Source organism: Flavonifractor sp. An9 (genome assembly GCF_002161245.1).
Taxonomy (GTDB): Bacteria; Bacillota; Clostridia; order Oscillospirales; family Oscillospiraceae; genus Flavonifractor; species Flavonifractor avicola.
In genome coordinates, this window is sequence record NZ_NFHC01000009.1 from 21,389 (window position 1) to 41,584 (window position 20,196).

At 59.5% G+C, this 20,196-nt stretch carries 13 protein-coding genes; 11 read left to right on the forward strand and 2 right to left on the reverse strand.

Annotated features, from left to right (window positions below):
• Positions 1–19 precede the first annotated feature (19 nt).
• Both B5G40_RS07620 and groL read left to right on the forward strand, forming a co-directional pair.
• Positions 20–304 (forward strand): co-chaperone GroES, encoded by a 285-nt coding sequence (locus tag B5G40_RS07620; protein WP_087188593.1) that lies wholly within the window; start codon positions 20–22, stop codon positions 302–304.
• A gap of 215 nt (positions 305–519) precedes the next feature.
• A complete protein-coding gene (gene groL / locus B5G40_RS07625; protein WP_087327248.1) occupies positions 520–2,145 on the forward strand; it encodes a chaperonin GroEL in 1,626 nt (541 codons plus the stop codon).
• 74 nt (positions 2,146–2,219) lie between these two features.
• Here groL and B5G40_RS07630 read toward each other — a convergent pair whose 3' ends face one another.
• Together B5G40_RS07630 and B5G40_RS07635 are read right to left on the reverse strand one after the other, a co-directional pair.
• The gene (locus B5G40_RS07630) at positions 2,220–2,684 is read right to left on the reverse strand and encodes a M56 family metallopeptidase (protein WP_087399244.1); all 465 of its coding nucleotides are present in this window, start codon (positions 2,682–2,684) and stop codon (positions 2,220–2,222) included.
• A complete protein-coding gene (locus B5G40_RS07635) occupies positions 2,681–3,058 on the reverse strand; it encodes a BlaI/MecI/CopY family transcriptional regulator (RefSeq protein WP_087399245.1) in 378 nt (125 codons plus the stop codon). The genes B5G40_RS07630 and B5G40_RS07635 overlap by 4 nt, the downstream gene beginning before the upstream one ends.
• 227 nt (positions 3,059–3,285) lie before the next feature.
• On the opposite strand from B5G40_RS07635, the gene B5G40_RS07640 reads away from it, so the two are divergent.
• The 9 genes from B5G40_RS07640 to B5G40_RS07680 all read left to right on the forward strand — a co-directional run bounded on the left by B5G40_RS07640 (position 3,286) and on the right by B5G40_RS07680 (position 20,153).
• Complete coding sequence (locus B5G40_RS07640) at positions 3,286–4,413, forward strand: ROK family transcriptional regulator (protein ID WP_087268095.1); 1,128 nt, start codon at positions 3,286–3,288, stop codon at positions 4,411–4,413.
• Positions 4,414–4,641: 228 nt separating this feature from the next.
• The gene (locus B5G40_RS07645; protein ID WP_087268092.1) at positions 4,642–5,637 is read left to right on the forward strand and encodes a sugar phosphate isomerase/epimerase family protein; all 996 of its coding nucleotides are present in this window, start codon (positions 4,642–4,644) and stop codon (positions 5,635–5,637) included.
• A 20-nt stretch (positions 5,638–5,657) separates the two neighbouring features.
• A complete protein-coding gene (locus tag B5G40_RS07650; RefSeq protein ID WP_087399246.1) occupies positions 5,658–6,800 on the forward strand; it encodes a Gfo/Idh/MocA family protein in 1,143 nt (380 codons plus the stop codon).
• Positions 6,801–6,864: 64 nt separating this feature from the next.
• Entirely contained in the window at positions 6,865–7,956 is a 1,092-nt protein-coding gene (locus tag B5G40_RS07655) for a substrate-binding domain-containing protein (protein WP_158099494.1), read from the forward strand.
• 76 nt (positions 7,957–8,032) lie between these two features.
• Complete coding sequence (locus B5G40_RS07660) at positions 8,033–9,544, forward strand: sugar ABC transporter ATP-binding protein (RefSeq protein WP_087399248.1); 1,512 nt, start codon at positions 8,033–8,035, stop codon at positions 9,542–9,544.
• Between the two features lie 4 nt (positions 9,545–9,548).
• Positions 9,549–10,556 (forward strand): ABC transporter permease, encoded by a 1,008-nt coding sequence (locus B5G40_RS07665; protein WP_087399249.1) that lies wholly within the window; start codon positions 9,549–9,551, stop codon positions 10,554–10,556.
• Between the two features lie 27 nt (positions 10,557–10,583).
• Positions 10,584–11,894 carry a xylose isomerase gene (xylA, locus tag B5G40_RS07670; RefSeq protein WP_087399250.1) on the forward strand — a complete coding sequence of 437 codons (1,311 nt, stop codon included), beginning with the start codon at positions 10,584–10,586 and terminating at the stop codon, positions 11,892–11,894.
• Positions 11,895–11,960: 66 nt separating this feature from the next.
• On the forward strand, positions 11,961–13,487 hold the full coding sequence (xylB, locus tag B5G40_RS07675; RefSeq protein ID WP_087399251.1) for a xylulokinase: 1,527 nt from the start codon (positions 11,961–11,963) through the stop codon (positions 13,485–13,487).
• Between the two features lie 462 nt (positions 13,488–13,949).
• Positions 13,950–20,153 (forward strand): S-layer homology domain-containing protein, encoded by a 6,204-nt coding sequence (locus B5G40_RS07680; RefSeq protein ID WP_143383383.1) that lies wholly within the window; start codon positions 13,950–13,952, stop codon positions 20,151–20,153.
• Positions 20,154–20,196 lie beyond the last annotated feature (43 nt).

The following is a 20,196-nucleotide window of genomic DNA, read 5'->3' on the forward strand; positions in this document are numbered from 1 at the left end:
ATATAAGGAGGAACCCATTATGAAACTCAAGCCTCTCGCCGACCGTGTGGTCATCAAGCTGGTCGAGGCCGAAGAAAAGACCAAGAGCGGCATCATCCTGACTGGTTCTGCCAAGGAGAAGCCCGAAGTGGCTCAGGTCATCGAGGTGGGCCCCGGCGGCCTGGTGGACGGCAAGGAAGTCACCATGACCGTGAAGGTGGGCGACAAGGTCATCACCAGCAAATATGCCGGTACTGAGGTGAAGATCGACGGCGAGGAGTACACCATCGTTCGTCAGTCCGATATCCTGGCTATCGTGGAGTAAAGAACGTCCAGGGGGGATTGCATCCCCCCTAGATACGAAACCGCCGCGCCGCAGGCGGCACAGCGGTTTCGATACCCCCCTCGCCTTTGTACACAAAGGCGGTTGCCCGCCGGTGGCGGAGCAAGCATAGGTGTCCTGCGCAGGCGCGTGTCCTGCTCCGGACAAATTTTGATTTTAATTCCGCTCAGGCGGAATTTGCATGGAGGTAATTCATTATGGCTAAGATCATTTGCTACGGTGAGGAAGCCCGTCACGCTCTGGAGCGCGGCGTCAATCAGCTGGCCGATACCGTTAAGATCACCATGGGCCCCAAGGGCCGCAACGTGGTGCTGGACAAGAAGTTCGGTGCTCCCCTGATCACCAACGACGGCGTGACCATCGCTAAGGAGATCGAGCTGGACGATCCTTTTGAGAACATGGGCGCTCAGCTGGTGAAGGAAGTTTCCACCAAGACCAACGACGTGGCTGGCGACGGTACCACCACCGCCACCCTGCTGGCCCAGGCCATCATCCGTGAGGGCCTGAAGAACCTGGCTGCCGGTGCCAATCCCATGGTCATGAAGAAGGGCATTGCCAAGGCTACCGCCACCGCCGTGGAGGCCATCAAGGCCAACTCCAAGAAGGTCAACGGCTCCGACGATATCGCCCGCGTGGGCACCGTGTCCTCCGGCGACGAGACCGTGGGCAAGCTGATTGCTGAGGCCATGGAGAAGGTTTCCAACGACGGCGTTATCACCGTTGAGGAGTCCAAGACCGCTGAGACCTACAGCGAGGTCGTGGAAGGTATGCAGTTCGACCGCGGCTATATCACCCCCTATATGGTCACCGACACCGAGAAGATGGAGGCCGTTCTGGACGATGCCCTCATCCTCATCACCGATAAGAAGATCTCCAACATCCAGGAGCTGCTGCCCATCCTGGAGCAGGTGGTGCAGTCCGGCAAGAAGCTGCTGGTCATCGCCGAGGACGTGGAGGGCGAGGCTCTGTCCACCCTCATCGTCAACAAGCTGCGCGGCACCCTGAACGTGGTGTGCGTCAAGGCCCCCGGCTTCGGCGACCGCCGCAAGGAGATGCTGGAGGATATCGCCGTTCTGACTGGCGGTACCGTCATCACTGCCGACATGGGCTATGAGCTGAAGGAAGCCACCATGGATATGCTGGGCAAGGCCCGCCAGGTGAAGGTCTCCAAGGAGAACACCATCATCGTGGACGGCGCTGGCAGCTCCGAGGCCATCAAGAACCGCACCAACCAGATCCGCAGCCAGATCGAGACCACCACTTCCGACTATGACCGCGAGAAGCTCCAGGAGCGTCTGGCCAAGATGGCCGGCGGCGTGGCCATCATCCGCGTGGGCGCTGCCACCGAGGTGGAGATGAAGGAGAAGAAGCTCCGCATCGAGGACGCTCTGAACGCCACCCGCGCCGCTGTTGAGGAAGGCATTGTGGCCGGCGGCGGCACCGCCTATGTGAACGCTGTCTCCGCTGTGGAAAAGCTGCTGGACGAGACCGAGGGCGACGAGAAGACCGGTGTCCGCATCATCGCCAAGGCTCTGACCGAGCCCATGCGCCAGATTGCCACCAACGCCGGCATCGACGGCTCCGTGGTGCTGGAGAACGTGAAGAAGGCCGACAAGACCGGCTATGGCTTCGATGCCTACAACGAGACCTATGTGGACATGATCTCCGCCGGTATTGTGGATCCCACCAAGGTGACCCGTTCCGCTCTGGAGAACGCCGCTTCTATCGCTGCCACTCTGCTGACCACTGAGTCTCTGGTGGCCGACAAGAAGGAGCCCGCTCCCGCTGCTCCCGCTGCCCCCGACATGGGCGGTATGTACTAATCCAACGCCAAACATTGGGGCCCCCGGAACATTGTTCCGGGGGCCTTTTCTTGTCGGATTTGCAGGGAACAGCATCAGTCGGACTGATCCGGCCCTCCACTGGTGATGGCCGCCCAGGTTCTGCCGCCGTCGCCGGTGACAAAGACACAGGACAGCGTGTCCTCCTGACCGCCATCATAATACATACTGACTGTAAGTAGAGTCCCTACGTCCAGAGCAGCACCACTGGGTATGGCAGCCTGTTGTGCAAGGTCTGCCGCAGCAGGTGGGGCAGTGGTCTGTGCCTGAGACAGCTGGGGCACTTGGGTTGATCCCTGCCCAAGTACGGTTGCCATCCCTTGCTCCGCCGGGGCAGGAACGAAGTTTTGCAGGGAAAAGGCGCTCTCCACGCTGCCTGGAATCAGCAGCCGGGCGGCAGGCAGCAGCCACAGGGCGTAGAGGATCACAGGGGAGATGCGACTGCGGAAGAGTGCGCGCAGGAGCAGTAGCACGGCGATAAGTAAAGTCCCCTGTACGGTCATTTGCAGCAGCTGTGTCATGAGCCTTCCCTGCCTTTCCGCAAAAGCGTGATCAGCTCTTCTACCTCTGCGCTGTCCAGCGCCTCCGAGCTCACCAGGGACTGGGCCAGCAGGGCCACGTCCCCACCGTATACCCGGTCCAAAATCTGCCGGGTCTCTTCCTGTACCGCTGATTCCTTCTGAATCAGTGGCCGGTAGAGCTTTACCGGCTTGGCCTCTTCACAGGAGATGGCCCCCTTCTTCTCCATACGCTTCAGGAAGGCGGCTACCGCCGGCTTGCTCCAGTTCTGGGCCGCAACACCGTCACAGATCTCCCGAAAGGTAGCAGTCCCTCGTTTCCAGATTTCCTGCATGATGAGCCACTCGCTGTGAGAAAGAGATACACTGCGTTCCATACCACACCTCTATTAACTATTTGTCTAATAAGACTATAGCGCATCTCGAACGGGAAGTCAAGAAGATATTAACTAAATAGTTAATGGAGCCAGCGGCTGGGGAAAGCAGGGGGAGGTGCCCTTTCCTTCACGAGCTGAAAATTCTTTCAGGTGCCCCTTGCATTTTGGACCAGAATATGATAGGTTGATAGTAATGGAAAATACTTTTATAAAAGAAGGGGTGGCGTATGCAAAAAGCGTTAACGTCTGCGGCCCTGAAACAAACCAATCGGCGAAGAATCTATCAATATATTTATCAAAACGGGGAGCCGGTGACCAAGCAGGAGATTGCCGGGGCCCTGGGGCTAAGTTTGCCTACGGTATCCGGTAATCTGAACGATTTTCTGGAGGAGGGCCTGTTGTCCTATTCCGGTACCCAGGCCTCCACAGGCGGGCGGAAGCCCAGGACCATCTCCCTGGTGGCGGACGCGCGGTTTTCTGTGGGCATCTCCATTATGGATGACGCGGTGCGGCTGGTGGCCATCAACATCCGGGCTCAGGAATTGGGATACCAAAAAGTGTGTAAGAAGTTCAGCCACAGCCCCCATTATTATCAGGAAGTGGCCCAGTTGTTGGAGCACTTCCTGGACGCGCTGGGGCTGGATCGAAAAAGGCTGCTGGGCGTGGGGATCACCGTTCCGGGCATTGTGGATGCGGAGCGGGAGCGGCTGGTGTTTGCCCCCACGCTGGAACTGCGGGATATCCCTCTGGCTGAAATCACAGGGGCCTTTTCCTACGCAGTTCGCGTAGAAAACGACGCCAATGCCAGCGGATATGCGGAGAGCTGGGCAAGAAGCGAGAGCAGAAATTTGATTTATCTCTCTCTGGAGCGCGGCGTGGGCGGCGCCATCCTGATGGGGAACAAGCCCTATGTCGGGGACAACGGCCGCAGCGGCGAATTCGGCCATATCTGCATTGTGCCTGACGGCAGACCCTGCCGGTGCGGCAAGCGGGGCTGCCTGGAAGCCTACTGCTCCACATCCCGGCTCAGCGATGATCTGGGCATTACCCTGGAGGAGTTTTTCTCCATGCTGAAGTGCGGCAACTACCAGATTGCCCTGACCTGGGAGCAATATCGCCATCACCTGACTGACGGTCTGGCCATCATTCGGATGGGCATGGACTGTGATATTGTGTTGGGCGGAATGCTGGCGGCCTATCTGGAGGACCAGCTGGATCTGATCCGGCAGGAGGTATGCCAAAAGACCCTCTTTGACGAGGATGGCGCATTTCTGACTTTGGACCGGTTCAAATCTCACAGCGCCTGTGTGGGCACGGCCCTGCACGATGTGAACCGCTTCTTGGATTCCTTTTAATGAAATAAGAAAAAGGGGACGCCCGGCAGCAGTGCTGCCGGGCGTCCCTTTTTGGCAAATGGCACATAGCACTTTATACAATCTTTTCGGCAATTGGGAGAAATGTCAAAAAGGGGATTGACTTTTCATATTTGAGAGTGTAATCTAATGGCAAGAACTTTAGTAAATCTATTTTATAAAATGGATTTATGATAGCGCAACGGTGATAAGGAAAAGGAGGAACCAGCTATGGGCAAGCGACCTGTTACTCTGTGTACCTGTCAGTGGGCGGACCTGCCTCTGGACGAATTGTGTGCGCTGGCGGAGAAGATGGGCTATGATGGCCTGGAGATCGCCTGCTGGGGCAGCAATCTGGATCTGGACCGGGCCCTGGAAGACGAGAGCTACATCCCCTGGGTGCAGGAGACCCTGAAGAAGCACAACCTGATCTGCAAGGCCCTGGCTACCCACATCATCGGCCAGTGCGTGGGCGATGCGCCCGATCCCCGGCTGAATAACTTTGCGCCCGCCGCTCTGGCCGATCAGCCCGACGCCATCCGCCAGTGGGGCATCGATACCATGAAGAAGGCCGCCGTGGTGGCCAACAAGATGGGCGTCAAGATCATCACCGGCTTTACCGGCTCCCCCATCTGGCGCTACCTCTACTCCTTCCCCCAGACCACCGAGGAGATGATCGAGGACGGCTACAACAAGATCGTGGAGCTGTGGACCCCCATCCTCAACGAGTTCAAGAAGAACGATGTGAAGTTTGCGCTGGAGGTCCATCCCGGCGAGATCGCTTTTGACTACTACTCCACCAAGCGCCTGCTGGAGAAGTTCTCCGACCGGCTGGAGTTCGGCATCAACTTCGATCCCAGCCACCTGATCTGGCAGGGCATCAAGCCCCACCTGTTCCTGTCCGACTTCCGGGACCGCATCTACCACGTCCACATGAAGGACGCCGCCGTCACTCTGGACGGCCGCAGCGGTCTGCTGGGCTCCCATATCGACTTCGGTGATCTGCGCCGGGGCTGGAACTTCCGCTCCCTGGGCCACGGCGACGTGAACTTCGAGGAGATCATCCGGGTGCTCAACGACATGGGCTACGACGGCCCCCTGTCGGTGGAGTGGGAGGACAGCGGTATGGACCGCATCGACGGCGCTACCGAGGCTGCCGCCTTTGTCCGCAAGGTGGACTTCAAGAAGTCCGATATCAAGTTTGACGACGCCATCTCCAATGGCTGAGGAAAGGCAGGTCTGAAAGCATGGCAAAAGAACTGAGATACGGTATGGTGGGCGGCAGCGTGTACGCCTTCATCGGCGAGGTGCATCGCAAGGCCATCGCCTTTGATCCCCGGGCGGAGTTGGTGTGCGGCTGCTTCTCCAACATCCCGTCGGAGAACGAGGATACTGCCAAGGCCTACGGCATCGATCCCAGCCGGATGTATGCCGACTACAAGGAGATGGCAAAGGCGGAGGCCGCCCGGGAGGACGGCATCGACTTCGTCTCCATCTGCACCCCCAACTTCCTCCACTATGAGATCGCCAAGGAGTTCCTGCTGGCGGGCATCAACGTGGTGTGTGAGAAGCCCCTGTGCTTCGAGGTGGCTCAGGCGGAGGAGCTGGAGGCCCTGGCCAAGGAGAAGGATCTGCTCTTTGCCGTGACCTATACCTATCCCGGCTACACCATGAGCCGGGTTATGAAGGACATGATCGCCGCCGGCAAGATCGGCAAGATCGCCGCCGTCAACGCCGAGTATGTGCAGGACTGGCTCATCAACGAGCTGGAGCCCCAGGAGGGGGCCAAGGAGAACCTGTCCGTCTGGCGGAAGGACCCCAAATTCTCCGGCATTTCCAACTGCGTGGGCGACATCGGCACCCACATCGAGGCCTATGTGAACTACGTCACCGGTCTGAAGATCAAGCGCCTGGCCGCCACCACCAATAAGTACGGCCACGCTCTGGACCTGAACGCCAACATCCTGGTGGAGTACGACAATGGCGTCAACGGCGCCTACTGGTGCTCCCAGATCGCTGCCGGCCACTACAACGGCCTGGTGGTCCGGGTCTTCGGCGACCAGGGTGCTCTGGAGTGGCGTCAGGAGCAGCCCGACTATCTGTATTACACCCCCAAGGGTCAGGCCATGCAGGTACTTACCCGGGGCGGCAACGGCATCGACCAGCCCGCCGGAGGCTACAGCCGTCTGCCTGTGGGCCATCCCGAGGGCCTGTATGTGGCCTTCGCCAACATCTACCGGGACTATGTCACCGCCCTCATCGAAAAGAAGGCGGGCCGGCCTTACTCCACCGACTCCATTACCATGGTGGACGCCGGTGTGGACGGCGTGAAGTTTGTCCACGCGGTGGTGGAGAGCGCCGAGAAGGACTCCGCTTGGGTGGAGCTGTAACCAACATATGGCATTTTTTGCAGTAGAAGCTGCGGAAAATAAATTGACAAGGAGGACAATGAACATGAAAAAGTATCTTGCGCTCATTCTTGCCATCGTCATGTCCCTGAGCCTGGTCGCCTGCGGCGGCGGAGGCGGCGGCACCGAGAGCCCCAGCGGCGGCGGTGAGACCCAGACCGGCGGCCAGACTGCTTCCGGCGGCGACATCTACGTCCTGGTTCCCAACGCCGACCACGGCTGGACCGGCGCTGTGCTGACCTACGCGCAGCAGAAGGCTGAGGAAGTCAACGCCGAGGGCAACTACAATGTGATCGTGCAGGCCGCTACCGACGCCAAGAACCAGCAGGAGCAGATCGACGACCTTCTGGCCGCTGCGACTCCTCCCGCCGGCATCGTGATCCTGCCCTATGACAACACCATGGAATCCTCCATGAACAACATCGCCGCCACCGACATCCCCTTCATCATGGTGGACCGCATCATTGACAACCCCGTGGTGCAGGAGAAGGTAGTTGCCAACGTGAAGGGCGACAACGAGGGTATTGGTAAGGCTACTGCCGAGCGCTTCATCGCTGACGGCCTGCAGCCCGGCGACAAGCTGTACGTCATGATCGGCGACACCTCCTCCGTGCCCGAGATGCGCAACAAGGGCTTCACTGAGACCCTGGCCGCCAACGGCTGGACCGAGGAACAGCTGGCCACCATCGAGTACTCCGCCGCCACCGGCTGGAGCCGTTCCACCGGCAAGCAGCTGTTCATCGACTGGATCAACAGCAAGACCGTTGAGGAGCTGGGCGAGTATCACTACATCTTCACCCACGACGACGAGATCGGCATGGGCATCCTGGAAGCTCTGAGCGGCACCGAGATCGAGCAGGCCAAGAAGGACGCTTTCCTGGAGTCCATCAACTCCATCGGCTCCTCCTCCGGCCTGGGCGAGATGTATGAGGTTCTGTCCGGCACTCACGCCAACACCGCCTATCCCGACATCGTGTCCAACTTCGACCTGTTCTCCGTCACCTATCCTCCCAAGATGATCCAGAATGCCGTGGATGACATGATCAGCCATCTCAACGGCGAGACCGTGGAAAAGGATCATACCATCACCGTCGATGTAGTCGACTCCACCAACGTGGCCGATTACGAGGGCTTCTAAACCAGACCGAGCGGCGGTCCCCGCGGGCGCTGTGCCGCCTGTGGGGACCGCCGTTCCTTAAAGAGGGTGCCTGACCATGAAACTATTACAGATGACCGATATCACCAAACGCTTCTTTGGCGTCACCGTGCTGGACAAGGTCAGCTTCGACGTGGAGGAGGGGGAGGTACACGCACTGCTGGGCGAAAACGGCGCCGGCAAGTCCACCCTGATGAACATCCTGGGCGGCGTCCACCAGCGGGACGGAGGCACCGTGGAGTTCTGCGGGAAGCAGATGGATTCCATCACAGTCAAATCGGCGGACGAGGCCGGGATCGCCTTCGTCCACCAGGAACTGAACGTCATCAACGACCTGACCGTCTACGAGAATCTGTTTTTGAACAAGGAGATCCTGGGCAAGTTCCGTCACCTGAATAAAAGAGAGATGATCCGCCAGTCCCAGGAACTGTTCAACCGGCTGGGCGTGGACATCAACCCCACCGAGATGGTGGGCAGCCTGGACACCAGCCGCAAGCAGCTGCTGGAGATCGCCAAGGCCCTCCACGCCGAGGCCAAGCTGTTTATCCTGGATGAGCCTACCACGGCTCTGAACACCGAGGAGATCGAACATCTCTTCGGCATCGTGCGCCGGCTGAAAGGGGAGGGGAAGTCCTTTATCTTCATCTCCCACAAAATGCCGGAAATTTTTGAGATCGCCGACCGCTATACCATCCTGCGCAATGGCTCTTTCATCTCATCAGGCCGCATCGCCGACATCACGCCGGAGGAAGTGACCCGGCAGATGGTGGGCGAGGGCTATGTGAACCAGGAGGTCTATGAGGCCCGCAAGCTGGGTGAACCCATCCTGGAGCTGGAAGGACTGACCGGCAAGGGCTTCCACGACGTGACCCTGTCCGTCCGCAAAGGCGAGGTGCTGGGCTTTACCGGCCTGAAGGGCGCCGGCAGCAGCGAGCTGATGCAGGCTGTCTTTGGAGCCATTCCCTTTACTGCCGGCAAGCTGAAGGTATGGGGCAAGCCGGTAGCCTCCGGTACCATCCATAAGGCCATGAAGGACAAGGTGGCTATGCTGGCCGCCAATCGGAAGGAAAACTCCGTCATTCCTGATATGACGCTTCTAGAGAATACATACTGCGCTGAGCACACCCTCAGCGGCCGTCATCCCCATATCCATGTGAAGCGGGAGGTGGCCAGGTACAACAAGCTCAAGCAGATGCTCAACATCAAGGCGGAGAGCCATGAGGACCTGATCGTCAGCCTCTCCGGCGGTAACCAACAGAAGGTGATCCTGGCCCGGTGGCTCAACACCGAGGCGGAGATCCTGCTGCTGGACAATCCCACCCAGGGCATCGACGTGGGCGCCAAGACCGAGATCTACAAGCTGATCCAGGAACTGGCCAAGGCGGGCAAAACCGTCATCGTCAATACCCTGGAGATCCCGGAGATCCAAAAGGTGGCCGACCGCTGCGTGGTGTTCTACCACGGCGGCGTGCAAGCCGTGCTGGAGCGCAGCGAGATCACTGAGGAGCGGGTCATGCTCCTGGCTACCAACGCATCCGCCATCCGTGCGGAGCAGGGACAAGAGGTGTGAGACCATGAAAGAGAAGAACAAAGCGGCCGCTCTGGTCAAAAGTATCTGGCACAAATATAACTTCATCCTGATCTTCCTGGCCATCCTGGTGGTATTCCTCATCATCAACCACGGCGCCACCACCATGACCACCCTGATGAATATTCCCCGTCACTCCACGGTCATCGGCATCATTGCCCTGGGTATGGGCCTGATCATCCTGACCGGCGACATCGATCTGTCGGTGGGCTCCCAGCTGGCGCTGGTGGGCGGCCTCACCGTCATGGTGTTCAATAACACCAACAACATCGCCCTTTCCTTCCTGTTTGCCGTCTTTATGGGCGTGATTCTGGGCCTCATCAACGGCGTGCTCATCGGTCTGGTGAAAATGCCCGCCTTTATCGTCACTCTGGCCACCATGCTGATGTACCGCTCCATCGCTCAGACGGTGATGAACAGCAACAACTGGACCATCTATCAGCTGGACGCCGGTCTGTCCCAGTGGCAGCCTCTGTGGGTCATCGGCAATCAGTCGGTGTTCCAGATCCCCATTCTGGTGCTCATCCTGGTGGTGGTGGTGGCCATTATGACCTACCTGTCCACCAGCACCAAGTTTGGCAAGCGGGTATACGCTCTGGGCAGTAACGAGCGGGCCGCTCAGCTCTCCGGTATCAATGTAAGCATGACCCGGGTGCTGGTCTTTGTCATTGCCGGTGTGCTGATGGGCATCGCATCCTTCCTCTATGTGGCTAACGTGGGCTCCGTGGACCCGGCCACCAGCGGCAAGAACTATGAGCTGTACTCCATCGCCGGCGTGGTCATCGGCGGCATCAGCATGAGCGGCGGCAAGGGACGCATCCTGGGCGTGGTGTTTGGCTCCATGTCCTTCACCATCATCGACAAGATCATCACCGCCCTGGGCCTCAACCCGCTGATCAATGACACCATCAAGGGCGCCATCCTGCTGCTGGCCATCGCCGTGCAGATGCTGCCCGCCATCACTCAGAAGCTGCGCAAGGCGCGCACAGCATAATGAAAACGGAAAAGGGAGGGTATCGCCATGAAAACCTATGAGGAGATCGACAAAATTGCCTATGAGGGGCCGGAGAGCAACGAGCCCTTTGCTTTCAAATACTACAACCCGGACGAGGTGCTGGCGGGCAAGCCCATGCGGGAGCACCTGAAGTTCGCCATGAGCTACTGGCATACCATCTGCGCCGAGGGCGTGGATATGTTCGGCAGCGGCACCATGGACAAGAGCTTCGGCCAGAGCGACCCTATGGCCAAGTTCCGGGCCAAAGCAGACTTTGCCTTCGGCCTGATGGATAAGCTGGACCTGGATTACTACTGCTTCCACGATGTAGACATTGCCCCCGAGGGCGCCACTGTGAAGGAGAGCATCGAGAACTTCAAGGTCATGGTGGGCTACCTGAAAGAGCTCCAGGAGAAGCACAACAAAAAGTGTCTGTGGGTCACTGCCAACAACTTCGGCGACAAGAAGTTCATGGCGGGCGCCGCCACCTCCTGCAGCGCCGACGTGTATGCCGTGGCCGCTGCCAAGGTGAAAGCCTGTATCGACGCCGCTATCGAGCTGGGAGCCACCGGCTATGTGTTCTGGGGCGGCCGGGAGGGATATGAGACCCTGCTGAACACCGACATGGGGATGGAGCTGGATAATCTGGCCCGCTTCCTGACCATGGCCCGGGACTATGGCCGTGCCCACGGTTTTACGGGCGACTTCTACATCGAGCCCAAGCCCAAGGAGCCCACCAAGCATCAGTACGACTTCGATGTGGCTACCTGCATGAACTTCCTGCGGAAGTACGGCCTCACCGGCGACTTCAAGATGAACATTGAGGCCAACCACGCCACCCTGGCGGGCCACACCTTCCAGCATGAGCTGCGCACCGCCATTGTCAACGACTCCTTTGGTTCCATCGACGCCAACCAGGGGGACCTGTTCCTGGGCTGGGACACCGACCAGTTCCCCACCGACGTGTACAACACCACCTACTGCATGATGGAGGTGCTGAAGGCAGGCGGCTTTACCAACGGCGGCCTGAACTTCGACGCCAAGACCCGTCGTCCCTCCAACACTCTGGAGGACATCCTGCTGGCCTACATCGCCGGTATGGACTCCTTCGCCCTGGGCCTGCGGAAGGCCCTGGCCCTCCAGGCCGACGGCCGACTGGACCAGTTCGTGGAGGACCGGTACGCCAGCTACCGCAGCGGCGTGGGCAAGACCATCGTGGACGGCACCGCTACCCTGGAGTCCCTGTCCGATTACGCCATGGGTCTGGAGAAGATCGACGTACCCAGCGGGCGGCAGGAGTATCTGGAAACCATCGTCAACAACGTCATGTTCCGCTGAGCGCTTGTGCGCGGAGGGGCGCACCCAGTATGGCGCGCCCCTTTTACATTGGAAAGGAGAAGGGCTATGGCATATCTGATGGGTGTGGATCTGGGCACCTCCGGTACCAAGACCGCCCTGTTTGACGAGACAGGCCGCACCGTGGCCTCCTGCACCGCCACCTATCCGCTGGACCAGCCCCAGAACGGCTGGGCGGAGCAGGACCCGGAGGCCTGGTGGCAGGCTGCCTGCGAGACCATCCGGGGTGTACTGGACCAGAGCGGTGTCTCACCCAGCGAAGTAAAAGGCGTGGGCCTGTCCGGCCAGATGCACGGCCTGGTGATGCTGGACGGGGAGGGGCGGGTGCTCCGTCCCTCCATCCTGTGGTGTGACGGCCGCACCGGCCGGGAGTGCCAAGAGATCACGGAACTGATAGGGAAGGAGCGACTCATCCAGCTCACTGCCAACCCGGCACTTACCGGGTTTACCGCCGGTAAGATCCTGTGGGTGCGCCGCCATGAGCCGGAGCTGTACGCCAAGTGCCGTCACATCTTGCTGCCCAAGGACTACCTGCGCTATAAGCTGACGGGAGAGTTTGCTACCGAGGTATCCGACGCCTCCGGCATGAACCTGCTGGACGTGGCACACCGCTGCTGGAGCCGGGAGGTGCTGGACAAGCTGGATATCGACCCGGCCCTGCTGGGTAAGCTGTATGAATCTGTTGATCTGACCGGCACGGTGACGGCGGCTGCCTCTGCTGCTACCGGCCTGGCGCCCGGCACACCGGTGGCGGGCGGCGCGGGAGACAACGCCGCGGCCGCGGTGGGCACCGGCGTGGTGCGGTCGGGGCGCGCCTTTGTCACGCTGGGCACCTCCGGCGTGGTATTTGCCCACGCCGATCAGGTGAGCATCGACCCCGGCGGACGGGTCCATACCTTCTGCGCCGCCGTGCCCGGAGCGTGGACGGTCATGAGCTGTACCCTGGCCGCCGGTCTGTCCCTCCAGTGGTTCCGCAACCAGTTCTGCGCCGAAGAGCGGCGGCAGGCGGAGGCAGAGGGGGTGGACCCCTACGACATCATGACCCGGGAGGCCTCCCAGTCCCCCATTGGGGCCAACCGGCTGCTCTACCTGCCCTACCTGATGGGGGAGCGGTCTCCTCTGCTGGACGAGAAGGTCAGAGGCGCTTTTATCGGCCTGTCCGCCATGCATGGCCGGGGAGATTTGATCCGGGCGGTGATGGAGGGCGTGTCCTACTCCCAGCGCCAGTGCCTGGACATTTTAAGGGAGATGGGGGTGGCACCCGACCACATCATGGCCTGCGGCGGCGGCGGACGGTCCCCCTTCTGGCGGCAGATGCTGGCCGACGTGCTGGGCTGCACCGTCCAGACCGCTAAAGCGGCCCAGGAGGGACCGGCCCTGGGTGTGGCTATTCTGGCTGGTGTGTGCGCGGGGGTATATCCCGATGTGCCTACCGCCTGTGACGCCATCGTTCATCCCGATCAGTCCTGCGCCCCCAACAGCGGGGATAGCGCTCGGTATGAGCCCTTCTACCGGCTGTATACGGAACTCTATCCCGCCCTCAGAGACAGCTTCTCACAGCTGTACGACCTGTAACAAACGCGGCGCTGCCCAACGGCAGCGCCGCGTTTTTGAGGTGCAGCTTTAGAAACACAGCCAGAAGAATACCGGCCGAGAGAATGGATTTTGTTATGGGAAATACAGCCAGATAAAGGAAAATATACTAGTGCGAAGGGTTGTGTTACATATATTACACAAAAATTTTTCAGAAATAATACGATGTAAAGGCGGATATTACTAAAAAAGGCTTGTACCCGAAGGAATGTTTTGTTAAAATAACACTGTATCAAACGGAGCGGTTCATCCGCTGCGGACTGGGGAGAGATGGTGCTGCCCGGAAGAAAGGAAGGAAAGGGCCAGGAAACAGAAGGGAAAGGCGGACGAGCCGTCCGGCTTTTTTGGCCAAATCTGAGGTGTGGGGGTGAGAGCATCCGGTATATTGGAAGAAAGAAATGGCCGCGCAGGCGGCCTATGCGAGGAAGGATGGATGATCGTAGTATGAGACATAAGCTGAAACCCCTGCTATCCACGTTATTAACCATCGCTATGATCCTGTCACTGCTGCCCACCGCGGTTTTTGCGGCCGGTGAGACAGGAACTTTTACGAAGATTACGACGCAGGAAGAATTGACGGACGGCAGTTATATTCTGGTTGCAAATACTTCTGCCGGCTCAAAGGCCTTGGGTACAAATATCGGTAGTAAAATTGATGGAATCGATATTACCATTGATGGAACGACCGTATCTTCTGAAAGTGCCATTCCTCTCTGGAATGCTATTGTATCGGAAGGAACCATCATCCTTTCCAACGGAGCAAATTATCTGGGATATGGTAGTAGCGGCACCAACTTTACAAAACCAGATGAACCCTATACCTGGAATATTAAAGATAATGGAGATGCAACATTCCGATTTACTGCTTCTACAGCGGATACTAGAGCCATTGCGTGGCAGGATAATGGTGCGCGCTTTGGCGCCTACTCCACCACAAATACTGACGGATATGTCTTTGATCTGTCACTGTACAAAGCAGATTCTGAACCTTCTCCCGACCCCGGTGGCGACACTGATCCCCAGCCCGGCGAGATCCCTATCAAAGCTGGCGACAGCGTGGTATTCTATATGCCCGCTGAAAATAAAGTTATGACCACCACTGCCAGCGGCTCCAAGCTGGCCGGGCAGGAGGGAACGCTGGAAAACGGTACCCTGACCACTACCAAGGAGGCAGCCATATTTACCGTTGCCACCAATGAAGAAGGCCAGTTCACCTTCTCTGCCGACGGCAAGTATCTGACCTCCGGCGCGACCGGAAACAGCCTCACCATGGCTGAGACCGCCAGCGAATTCAGCTATTGGACCCTGGAGGAGCAGGACGAGGGCTGGCTGGTGAAGAATGTCAGCGCCCAGTACAACGGCGGCGCGCAGTACATCGAGTATTTCAATGGCTTTACTACCTATGGTTACAAAGCCAGCACACCTGACATCTACACCTTCCAGTTCTTCCAGGCGGACAAGGTGCAGGAGCCGGGCAGCACGCCGGAACCCGAGCCCGGCGACGGCCCCATCTACGACGGGGAACAGGTGGTCATCTATAACCCCGCCTACGACAAGGCCCTGTCCGGAACCTATACCGGCTACTACAACAACGGCACCACCGTGACCATGGAGAACGGCACCCTGTCCGGCTTCACCACCGCCGATGTGTGGACCGTGGCCGACAACGGCGACGGCACCTGGTCCTTCTCCTACGACGGCCAGAACATCGGTATGGGCGATTCTTTCTCCAGTATGCCGCTGGGTGAAAAGAACGACCAGTGGGTGCTGGAGGACGCGGGCGACGGCCTCTATTACATCAAGAACACCGTTCGCGGCGCTTACATGGAGTGGTACGACAGCAAGGGCAACTGGAGCGGATTCGAATACATCAATGAGGGTACGGAGTCTCTCTTTGCCCTGGCATTCTACAAGGTCACTGATATTCCGGAGCCCCCCAGCGGCGAGGTGCCTGAGGATGGCGCTCAGGTGGTGCTCTACAACGAGGGCGCCAAGGGCGTTCTGGCCGGTTCCGACGGCAACGAGACCAGCCCCTCCATCAACAACGCCGAGGCCACCGTGGCCGACGGCGTGGCCACCCCCGCCAACGGCGCCCGGGTCTTTACCGTGGAGGTCAACGGCGAGTGGTTCCGCTTCAAGACTTCTGACGGCTACCTCTGCTCCAACGGCACCGGCAACAACGCTTTCTATTCTGCCGAGGCTACCGAGGACGCCGACTGGAAGCTGACCGCCTTCAACGGCGGCTTTAACCTGGAGAGCCGTACCGCCAAATTTAACGGCAAGTACTCCCAGTACCTGGAATACTATGCCGGCTCCTACAAGACCTACAGCCTGTACAGTGACAGCGATAAGGATATCTACACCTTCAACTTCTACCCTGTGGCTGAGGACGTTACCATCACTGATGGCGTGGTCAATATGCCCGCTGTCACCTTTGGGCTCCTGCCCGACGCTTATGTGGGTCAGGAGTACTCCGTCAGCTTCACCGTGGATTCCGTCTTTGGCGTGAAGGACATCTCCGCCAAGTACGGCAACACCGTTGCCGAGCTGACAGAGAAGGACGGCGCCTACTCCTTCACCATTCCCGACTCTGCCATGGTCGCCGGTGATGTGGTGATCACCATTGAGGGAAGGGACAACAAGGATGTGGCCTTTACCGGCACCACCACCCTTGCTGTCAAGGATGAGCCCTATATCCTCGAGGTGTTCCCCGCCGCCAATGCCCAGACCGGCGACGAGAAGAAGCCTGAGATCGGCTTCACCTTTGGCAACGCCGGGGAGAATCCCGCCGTCTCCCTGAAGGTAAACGACCAGGATGTTACTCCCACCGTGAAGAACGGCAGGGCCTCTTACACCCCCGCCCAGGCCATGGCGGACGGCAAGGTTACCGTCACCGCCACCGTCACCCGGGACGGTGGAAAGACCGCCTCCCGCACCTGGACCTTTACCATTGGCACTGCCAAGTATCAGCTCTACTTCGGACAGCTCCACTCCCACACCGCCGAGTACTCCGACGGCGCGGGCACCCTCCAGGAGGGCCTGAACTACGTGGCCAGCCTGCCCGAGAGCGCCAACGTGGACTTTGTGGCCTTCACCGACCACTCCAACTACTTTGACACCTCCTCCGACGCCAACCCCGAGGCCGCCCTCTACGACCCCGAGCAGATGTCCGAGGAGAGCGCGGCGAAGTGGAACGCCTACACCGGCGCCATCAACGCCTTCAACCAGGAGCACGCCGGCGAAGTGGTGGCCCTGGCCGGCTTCGAGATGACCTGGTCCGGCGGCCCCGGCCACATCAACACTTTTAACACCCCCGGCATCGTCTCCCGCAACAACACCACGCTGAACAACAAGACTGCCGATGCGGGTATGAAGGCCTACTATGCCCTGCTGAGCAATGAGAACCTGGCGGACTCCATCAGCCAGTTCAACCACCCCGGCACTACCTTCGGCAACTTCAGTGACTTCGGCTACTATGACCCCATCATTGACACCCGGATGCACCTGGTGGAGGTGGGCAACGGCGAAGGCGCCATCGGCGCCGGCGGTTACTACCCCAGCTATGAGCAGTACATCATGGCCCTGGACAAGGGCTGGCACGTGGCCCCCACCAACAACCAGGACAACCACAAGGGCAAGTGGGGCAACGCCAACGACGCCCGCGACGTTATCCTGACCGATGACTTCTCCCAGGAGGGCATCTACCAGGCCATCCGCGACCGGCGGGTCTACGCCACCGAGGACAAGAACCTGGAGATCAACTACACCCTCAACGGCCAGCTGCTGGGCTCCATTATCTCCGAGGTCCCCGAGAATGTCAGCATCAACGTCAGCGTGTATGACCCCGACGCCTCCGACTCCATCTCCAAGGTGGAAGTGGTGGTCAACTCCGGCGCCGTGGCCTACACCTGGGATGACCCCACTGAGCTGGCCGCCGGCGAGCTGGAGTGCGCCATCCCCGCCGACTACAGCTACTACTTTATCCGCGTCACCCAGGGCGACGGCGACCTGGCCGTCACCGCTCCCGTTTGGGTGGGCGAAGTGGTGAAGCTGGGCGTCTCCTCCGTGGAGTGCGGCACCGCCACCCCCGTTACCGGCGAGGCCCTCACCCTCACCACCACCCTCTTCAACAGCGAGTCTGAGCCCGCCACCGTCAAGTCCATCACCTACTCCAGCGGCGGCGAGGTCCTGGGCGCCGACACCAAGGGCTATGAGCTCCCCGCCTCCGGCACGATGACCGTGGACTGGAGCTATATCCCCGATATGGCCCGGGTGATGACTGTCACCGTCACCGCGGTTCTGGAGCAGGGCGACATCGAGTACACCTACTCCAAGGACGTGACCCTGGATATCCTGGACGCCAGCCAGCTGGTTTACATCGGTATCGACGCCTCCCACTACAATGAGTATGTGAACGGCAACTACAAGGACTCCATGGGCAACTTCGGCAATCTGGCTGCCGGCTACTCGGTGCGCACGGTTCAGCTGAACACCAGCGACGACCTGATCGCCGCCTGTGAGAACAAGGACAACAAGTATAAGGCCATCATCCTCACCGCGCCCTCCCGCCGGGATGGTACCGCACTGAGAGATCCCTACGCCTGCTACTCCGATGCGGAGATCGAGGCCCTGAAGGCCTTCAACGCCGACGGCGGCACCCTGGTCGTGGCTGGCTGGTCGGACTACTACGAAAGCTATGCCGCCTTTGATGCTGCCGACCATATGGCTGCCCAGCAGAACAAGGTTCTGGAGGCTCTGGGCTCTTCCCTGCGTATTGGTGACGACGCCACCAACGATGACAAGCTCAACGGCGGACAGACCCAGCGTCTCTATCTCTCCACCTATAATTGGGACCATTTCCTGATGAACGGCGTGGAGTTTGATCCCGAGAATCCCAACAACAACCTGTACTCTCAGCTCTTCAGTCAGTACGGCGGCGCTTCCATCTATGTGGTGGACGATGCGGGCAACCCCACCACCGAGATACCTGCCACCGTCTCTCCCGTGGTCTACGGCCACGCCACCACCTACTCTGCGGACAGCGATAACGACGGCCTGGGCGGCGATTCCATGCCCAAGTACGCTGTGGCCGAGGGCGATAAACGCCTGATGGTGCTGGCCACCGAGGACCTGGGCGACAACAAGGGCCTCATCATTGTCTCCGGCGCAGCCTTCATGTCCAACTTTGAGGTGCAGGCCGAGGTAGGCGACTCCGGTGCTGAGAAGAACTATTCCAACTACAACATCTGCGAGAATCTGGTTAACTATTTGAACCCCGTGACTGTTACTCCCATCGAACAGGTGCAGGCTCAGGAACTGGAAGGTGTGAAGTACACCATCGAAGGTGTGGTTACCTCCAATGCCTCCGGCTACGACAAGGATACCGCCTTCTTCGACTGCATCTATGTCCAGGACGACACCGCCGGTATCAACGCCTTCCCCGTGGCCGGCAATTACAAGACCGGCGACAAGGTGCGTATCACCGGCACTACCTCTTCCTATCAGGGCGAGCGTCAGATCGCCGTGACCTCCATTGAAAAGATCGGCGAGACGGAGGCTCCTGCCCCCATGGAGATCACCGCTGACCAGCTGAACAACGGTTCCGTCCTGGGCAGCCTGGTCACCCTGAAGGGCACCGTTGTCTCCTTCCAGGAAGAGAATGGCTCCATTCAGACCATTATGGTCCGTGACAGCGAAGGTAATATCGGCCGCGTGTTTATCGACGGTTATATCACCAGCGACAAGAAGATCGACGGTCTGGAGGTGGGCTGCGACATCACCGCCACCGGTCTTGCCTCCTACGACAATACCTTCAACGCCCCCGACGGCCCCTTCCCCCGCATCCGAGTTCGTGACAGAGCGGATATCGTATGTACTGTAGCCTCCACCAGCGGCTCCACCACCTACGCCATCACTGTGGAGGGCAGCGACAACGGTACCGTGACTGCCAGCCGCACCCGCGCCTCCAAGGGCCTGACCATCACCCTGACTGTGAAGGCTGACGAAGGCTACGAGCTGAATGTACTGACCGTTACCGACAAGAACGGCAACGAGATCAAGCTCACCGATAAGGGGGACGGCAAGTACACCTTTGCCATGCCCGCCTCCGCTGTCACTGTGGAAGCCTCCTTTGCCGCCAAGAGTGTGGAGAACGAACTGCCCTTCACGGATGTGGATGTGGACGACTGGTTCTACAGTGCCGTAAAATATGTCTATGACAACGACCTCATGAACGGCACCGCTGCCACCCAGTTCTCCCCCTTCATGACCACCAGCCGGGCCATGATCCTTACCATCCTGGCCCGCTACAATGGCGTGGATACCTCCACCGGCGCTACCTGGTATGAGGCCGGTGTGGCCTGGGCGGTGGAGAACGGCGTGTCCGACGGCACCAATCTGGAGGCTGCCGTGTCCCGTGAGCAGCTGGTCACCATGCTGTGGCGTCTTGTGGGCAGCCCCGTCATTGAGTGCGACCTGACCGCCTATCCTGACAGCGGTTCTGTCAGCGACTGGGCCGCCCAGGCTATGGCTTGGGCTGTGGATACCGGTATCATTATCGGTACTGGCGCCGGCACCCTTAATCCTCAGGGGAACGCGACCCGTGCGGAAGTGGCTGCCGTGCTGGCCCGCTTTGCAGAAAACGACTGATTCCATACTTGCGTATGCGGGGCGCCGCCTGCCTCGGTGGGCG

Excerpts from the sequence above, each read along its gene's own strand:
- B5G40_RS07665 (WP_087399249.1), top strand. The coding sequence starts at position 9,549 with ATGAAAGAGAAGAACAAAGCGGCCGCTCTGGTCAAAAGTATCTGGCAC.
- xylB (WP_087399251.1), top strand. The coding sequence starts at position 11,961 with ATGGCATATCTGATGGGTGTGGATCTGGGCACCTCCGGTACCAAGACC.
- B5G40_RS07660 (WP_087399248.1), top strand. The coding sequence starts at position 8,033 with ATGAAACTATTACAGATGACCGATATCACCAAACGCTTCTTTGGCGTC.
- B5G40_RS07655 (WP_158099494.1), top strand. The coding sequence starts at position 6,865 with ATGAAAAAGTATCTTGCGCTCATTCTTGCCATCGTCATGTCCCTGAGC.
- xylA (WP_087399250.1), top strand. The coding sequence starts at position 10,584 with ATGAAAACCTATGAGGAGATCGACAAAATTGCCTATGAGGGGCCGGAG.
- B5G40_RS07680 (WP_143383383.1), top strand. The coding sequence starts at position 13,950 with ATGAGACATAAGCTGAAACCCCTGCTATCCACGTTATTAACCATCGCT.
- groL (WP_087327248.1), top strand. The coding sequence starts at position 520 with ATGGCTAAGATCATTTGCTACGGTGAGGAAGCCCGTCACGCTCTGGAG.
- B5G40_RS07640 (WP_087268095.1), top strand. The coding sequence starts at position 3,286 with ATGCAAAAAGCGTTAACGTCTGCGGCCCTGAAACAAACCAATCGGCGA.
- B5G40_RS07645 (WP_087268092.1), top strand. The coding sequence starts at position 4,642 with ATGGGCAAGCGACCTGTTACTCTGTGTACCTGTCAGTGGGCGGACCTG.
- B5G40_RS07630 (WP_087399244.1), bottom strand. The coding sequence starts at position 2,684 with ATGACACAGCTGCTGCAAATGACCGTACAGGGGACTTTACTTATCGCC.
- B5G40_RS07650 (WP_087399246.1), top strand. The coding sequence starts at position 5,658 with ATGGCAAAAGAACTGAGATACGGTATGGTGGGCGGCAGCGTGTACGCC.
- B5G40_RS07620 (WP_087188593.1), top strand. The coding sequence starts at position 20 with ATGAAACTCAAGCCTCTCGCCGACCGTGTGGTCATCAAGCTGGTCGAG.
- B5G40_RS07635 (WP_087399245.1), bottom strand. The coding sequence starts at position 3,058 with ATGGAACGCAGTGTATCTCTTTCTCACAGCGAGTGGCTCATCATGCAG.